At 40.0% G+C, this 5,152-nt stretch carries 4 protein-coding genes; all 4 read right to left on the bottom strand.

The annotated features are described in order from the left end of the window. Positions 1-337: 337 nt before the first annotated feature. Positions 338-1,525 carry a hypothetical protein gene (locus ACED53_RS22700; protein ID WP_017101571.1) on the bottom strand — a complete coding sequence of 396 codons (1,188 nt, stop codon included), beginning with the start codon at positions 1,523-1,525 and terminating at the stop codon, positions 338-340. A gap of 111 nt (positions 1,526-1,636) precedes the next feature. Next, a complete protein-coding gene (locus ACED53_RS22705) occupies positions 1,637-3,244 on the bottom strand; it encodes an AAA family ATPase (protein ID WP_017101570.1) in 1,608 nt (535 codons plus the stop codon). 745 nt (positions 3,245-3,989) lie between these two features. After that, on the bottom strand, positions 3,990-4,388 hold the full coding sequence (locus tag ACED53_RS22710) for a hypothetical protein (RefSeq protein ID WP_069591631.1): 399 nt from the start codon (positions 4,386-4,388) through the stop codon (positions 3,990-3,992). A gap of 297 nt (positions 4,389-4,685) precedes the next feature. Continuing rightward, positions 4,686-5,152: M20/M25/M40 family metallo-hydrolase (locus ACED53_RS22715; protein ID WP_371715314.1), on the bottom strand; the 467-nt coding region annotated here is incomplete at its 5' end.

The raw sequence follows: 5,152 nt of genomic DNA on the forward strand, positions 1-5,152 counted from the left end.
ACTACTTCTTCTTGAAGATAAAAGCGGCTTTCCCCGGAAAGCCGCGATGAACCTTTTTTAAGGTGATGCTTGCAGGATAAGTCAGCATAACTCGAACCAACCATCAAAGACTTACAATACTATTTGCAGTATAAGTTCGCATAACATTGCATCGAAAGTCTGCAAATTTGAACAACGACTAAGATTCAACGTAGTAAATTTACTACGCTCCAATTAATCCTCTAGCAGACATAATCGACATGTGTGTAACAAACTTTTGGACAGAAACGCGTTAGAGTTTAAGCTCTAACGTGCTCGATATAGATTAGAATAAGTATCTTGAAACCTTAAACGCTTGTTACATTGCCACACAACCTGATTTTAAACTAAATGCACCTTGGAACTCCGAACTAATATTACTAAACTCTTCGATTTTTGGAGTGGCATAAAAATGACTATCATCTGATGCCAATATCCCCTGTGTATTTGTTACTAAAATAAGGCTAGTTAAGTGTTTTTGCTTAAAAATATTACTGACTTTATTTTTGAACCTTGGGTTTCCAAGCAAGTATTCTAGAACTTGTGGATTTTTTACTTCCACTGCGATGGATGAGCGCTTGTCGTTCGGCAATTGATTTTTTGCCGACTTTTTACATATAGTCTCAAACTCTCTAAATAAGGCTGACTCTTTAACTGCACTGTTTAGTATTAAACTAAATCTACCTCTCCCACCTTTAGATAAAGATGCAACCCTACCCACTTCTATACCAACTGCGCCACTGTTAAAGTGCAGCGTACGGTCTGATTCTTCGATATTTTCTACATTATTAAAAATTTCACATTGAACACAAAAAAGCTCATTACCAACGTATGACTCATCATTTATGGTACAGATAATTTGTTCGGCTAGCCTATTTAAAGACTCTTCGCCTTTGGGTAGTTCCTTCTTCAGTTCAATAGTATAGATACGAAGCTGATTATCAGGTACACCCCCCAAACCATGCTCTAAGCTTAATATTCTATTATAGAGGCGTGCGGCATCTTCACCGGGAACATATAAGCCTTTACTGTAGGCAAAAGATTTACATTCCAATTGAACTTGTAGCCCTTTATGATCAGTTATCAAATAGTCAAAATTATCGCCACTGTTGTCACCATCTTTTACTTCTACGGAACAATTATTACAATGTAGTTGTAGATAACAAAAAAGCTCAAAATCAATAGCACGTAAATCATTAGGTTTGTGAAATGCAGCCTGGAAACGTTTTAGGCAATTGTCTTGCTCTATTCCAACTAAAGAGTGATACATACCCAAAAATGCGTTACATAGTGACATTGACTGCTCAATAAGACCTATTTCGTATTGATCTCGCCGAGATTCATGCTTAGTTTCAAATATGTACAAACCTTGAACTAAAAAATTATCCATCACTTTTGGCAAAGAAGGCGTTTGTCCACCTCCATAAATATTTGAATATGCTTTTACCCACGGTTTATCTGGAAAGACTCTTACCATATGCTCGTATATATAACCAATAGCTTTCATCTTGATAACTTCCTCCGTTATTTGCTGGGCAATTTAACGCCCGCATTTGCGGCTGGTTTGGAGCGCCACGAAAAACCAGTCCGACAACATGCGCTTGTTATGTGAATACATCTACTCCATTGAAACAGCAGGCAAAGTCGCCCTAATTTCGTCAATTACTTTGGGCGCAAGATGATTGTTGAGGTTTCTAATCAGCCAATGCTCAAACTCCGCCAGCCTCGTATTTCTAAGGTGAGAAGATGCAATAGCCATCAACCCCTTATTGTCATAGATTGAGAGAAGGTCTATAAGGTTTCGCTCCTCTATGGCGCTCTGAATTTTGTTTCTAGCGTAATCAGATAGGGCTTCGATATTGAGATTTGAGACTTCGCTATCAAGTGACGCCCTCAATTCTTCCACCGATGAAGAGTCGCTCAAATCAATTTTCTTTAGTGCCCGATCGATTCGCCTACGACAATATCTAATTACTGCGTCTTCTCTATTCTTATCTGAAACGCTATCAACAATTGCCGAAGTAAAGCTATCCAACTTTGCCTCAAGTTCGGAGTCAGTAAAGCCTTCATGTTCTAGTATTGCTTTCGCGACACTGGGTTGCAGGAAGATATTCTCTATCTCACTGAGTGGCAAAACTTTAATCCCTAAACTCGAGAGATAGTCTTTATCTTCATCGCTGTAATCATCAGCATCAACAATCCCGGAACATGAAACGCGAGTGAGTGAAATGTTTTGGCGCATAGTTACCACGGAATGAATAACTTGCTCACAGGAGCCTCTCGGAATCACTGTCCATTCTGGATAACAACACCTGAAGGTTACTCGATCTAAGCTTTCGCCATTGCCCTCTACAAATAAAATAGGTTTTCGGCTGCCTAATATTAAGGTTAGAGTATTTTCATCAAACCCACTATCACCTTGAATCCTGTTGATTTCCCACATTGGTGCTGGAGCATATTTACTAATCACATATTTTTCTGCTACTCGAGAACAAGCGAACTCAATATCATGAGTGATGAATAGAAATGCACAATCCGGCCTCAATGCCTCCAGTTCATCCCATAGTTTCGACATTATTGACTTATGAACATGCAGTTCTGGTTCATCAAATATTAGTAACGTGTTTGAATCTGCGACCAAAGCTTGACCTAGCATGTAAAACACGGCTCGTTCACCGTCACTCATATCAGTTGCTGAGTATTTCTCGGTTGAACCAATTATGGAAACCATAATGTCGTCGCCGCTAATGTGCAGCTCACGATGGGGTAACAGCGACTGCCAGACCTGAGTCAATATTTCAAACTTGGTTGCTTTAGCTTCTTCATTTTCACCAGCCCTAACACTCTTATGAGTCTGTAGGGAGGTGTTGGTCTGTTCTGCAAATAGTGTTTGCAATAAAAAATCGAAGTCGTTTAACAAGGAAACAGCCGCATTGTCACCCCACCGATTGCCACGTCGATGTGCAATTGTAGAATTTTTATGGTTCCAACCTGTCTTTAAAGCTTTTCTAGCATTTTTTTCACTTATCTTTGCAACTGATGGGTTCAATGAAAGTGCTCGATGTGCGGCTATCCTATGGGCTTGTTCTCCAAGGTTTTCCTCTATAAAGGAAGACAACCTTGTCTTTCCTGCACCATTAGCCCCAACAATTACAACTGAAGCACCTTTATCTATCCTTAATTTTTCGGAGCCACCTTCTTTAGGAATGGCTATTTCAAAAGACATGCATTTTCCTTATATATTGCAGAACTCAAAATTTACATAACGCCAATTCTTACGAATCCTCTCATAATTTCTATATAAAACAATGAGTAGACGCGTATCGCTAGTTCTGATCTAATGAATTTCGCCAAAAACACACCTGATAAAATGGATCTAATAGGAAACCCTAACGATGCGCGATGTTCAAATTCTACAGCAAACTCTTGAAAATCAATGCCCTGAAATTCACAAAAACGAATTAGATTTCTGATACTTGCAACCAAAACGGTACTTGATGGCTCTGACCTCACACTCACCAAAATTGGACGAGCTTTAGACATGAGGAAAAGTAAGTTAAATTTTAGAGTTTGAAACTGAGTTCAATCCCTCTCTGGCTCATTTTGGGGCAGATATGAGTTGTTGCAGAATCTGCAATCACTGAGCTTTCTCGTTGCTCGGGCAATTATTGCAACAGTTCAACTACCGAGGAATCCTCGATAGTTGCTTGATAAGCAATGTGCATATTTTGCACATTAGTTAGTTCTATTGCCGAAGCGACGAGATCAGAACCGGGTTGGAGCAGAGGTGATTTACGAAACAACCTGTTGCACAATTAGAAGATTGGAGTTGTTGCAGAATTTGCAACAACTGAGGTTTTACTCGAAACCTTAGTAATTGATACTAGAAAAGGATGTAGCCGAGTGTTAAGCCCACAACCATTATGATGATACTGGTTAATGTCATATTGTTGTCGACCCATTCATCAACCTTACTCATTCGAAGTTCCTCTTTCTTTGCTAATCATGTCAAAACCATGTTCAACACCATAAATTACTTCACGTAAGAGCGTCTCATTTGGTGAGTTCAAATTAGCAATGACTCGACCAATTTCATTGCCCAAGTCACAAAGTTCAATATCACCATCTGGAAGGCTATCAAGCGCTAACTTGAGGTTTGAAAGAAAAATATCAGGGTTCAGCAAATCTGAACTAGGGTTATCTAAAACCTCATTTCGATCAGCCATGAAATCATCTGTAACCCGTTCTACCTCATCGGCGAAGGATAGCCAATCAGGCTTTGTTTCACTCTTGGCAAGCAAATCACTGTGCGCATTATAAGGATTCACCCCTTTCAACAGCTCTTTTTCGGTCAACTTTTTTTTGCTCATCGGATACAACCTGACAGGATATTTAGATTAGTTGGAGTATAGCAAAATCAGCTAAACTGCCGTTAGAACGAATGCGCTGAAACAAACTTTGGGGCAAAGGCGTGTTTGCCTAGATCAGCTTCAGCACGCGCTAGGACATAAACGAGTTAACGACCTCCCTAATTTAGCAAACCATAAATAACATCAAGTATTGCAAAATTTTGCAGAAAGCCGCTAACTTTAGTATGCCACAGTTAGTTTTCGTTACAGTAGCCTAAGTTGCATTATGAGCAATACAGACTCAAGGATATCTGCTTGTTATGATAACTGTTGCTCTACAAGCGTCTTCCAGAACCCAACACCGTGTTCCAAAATATTATCGTTAAAATCATAATGCGGGTTATGAAGAGCAGTACCTCCACATTCACCAACACCATTCCCAACTAGCACATAGCACCCTTTTACTTCGCGTAACATGAACGAGAAATCCTCACTGATGGTGAAGCGTTCACAAGCTCCATTCACATTCTCTTCACCAACAACCGCTTGTGCCGCTTTCACTGCATGAGCCGTCTCTTCAGGCGTGTTAATCGTTGATAAGAAGCTGTTGTTGAAGTGGTATTGATAATCAACACCTGCTGACATGCACTGGCCAGCGACGACACGCTCAATCGCTTTCTCAATTTTATGCAATGCTTGATCGGTAAAGCTGCGAGTGTCACCAGAAATAGTCACTTGCGAAGGAATCACATTCACGGTTCCATTGGTAACAAAGTTAGTCACCG

It is taken from the genome of Vibrio sp. 1F169 (assembly GCF_041439605.1).
Lineage (GTDB): Bacteria > Pseudomonadota > Gammaproteobacteria > Enterobacterales > Vibrionaceae > Vibrio > Vibrio tasmaniensis_A.

Excerpts from the sequence above, each read along its gene's own strand:
- ACED53_RS22700 (WP_017101571.1), bottom strand. The coding sequence starts at position 1,525 with ATGAAAGCTATTGGTTATATATACGAGCATATGGTAAGAGTCTTTCCA.
- ACED53_RS22705 (WP_017101570.1), bottom strand. The coding sequence starts at position 3,244 with ATGTCTTTTGAAATAGCCATTCCTAAAGAAGGTGGCTCCGAAAAATTA.
- ACED53_RS22710 (WP_069591631.1), bottom strand. The coding sequence starts at position 4,388 with ATGAGCAAAAAAAAGTTGACCGAAAAAGAGCTGTTGAAAGGGGTGAAT.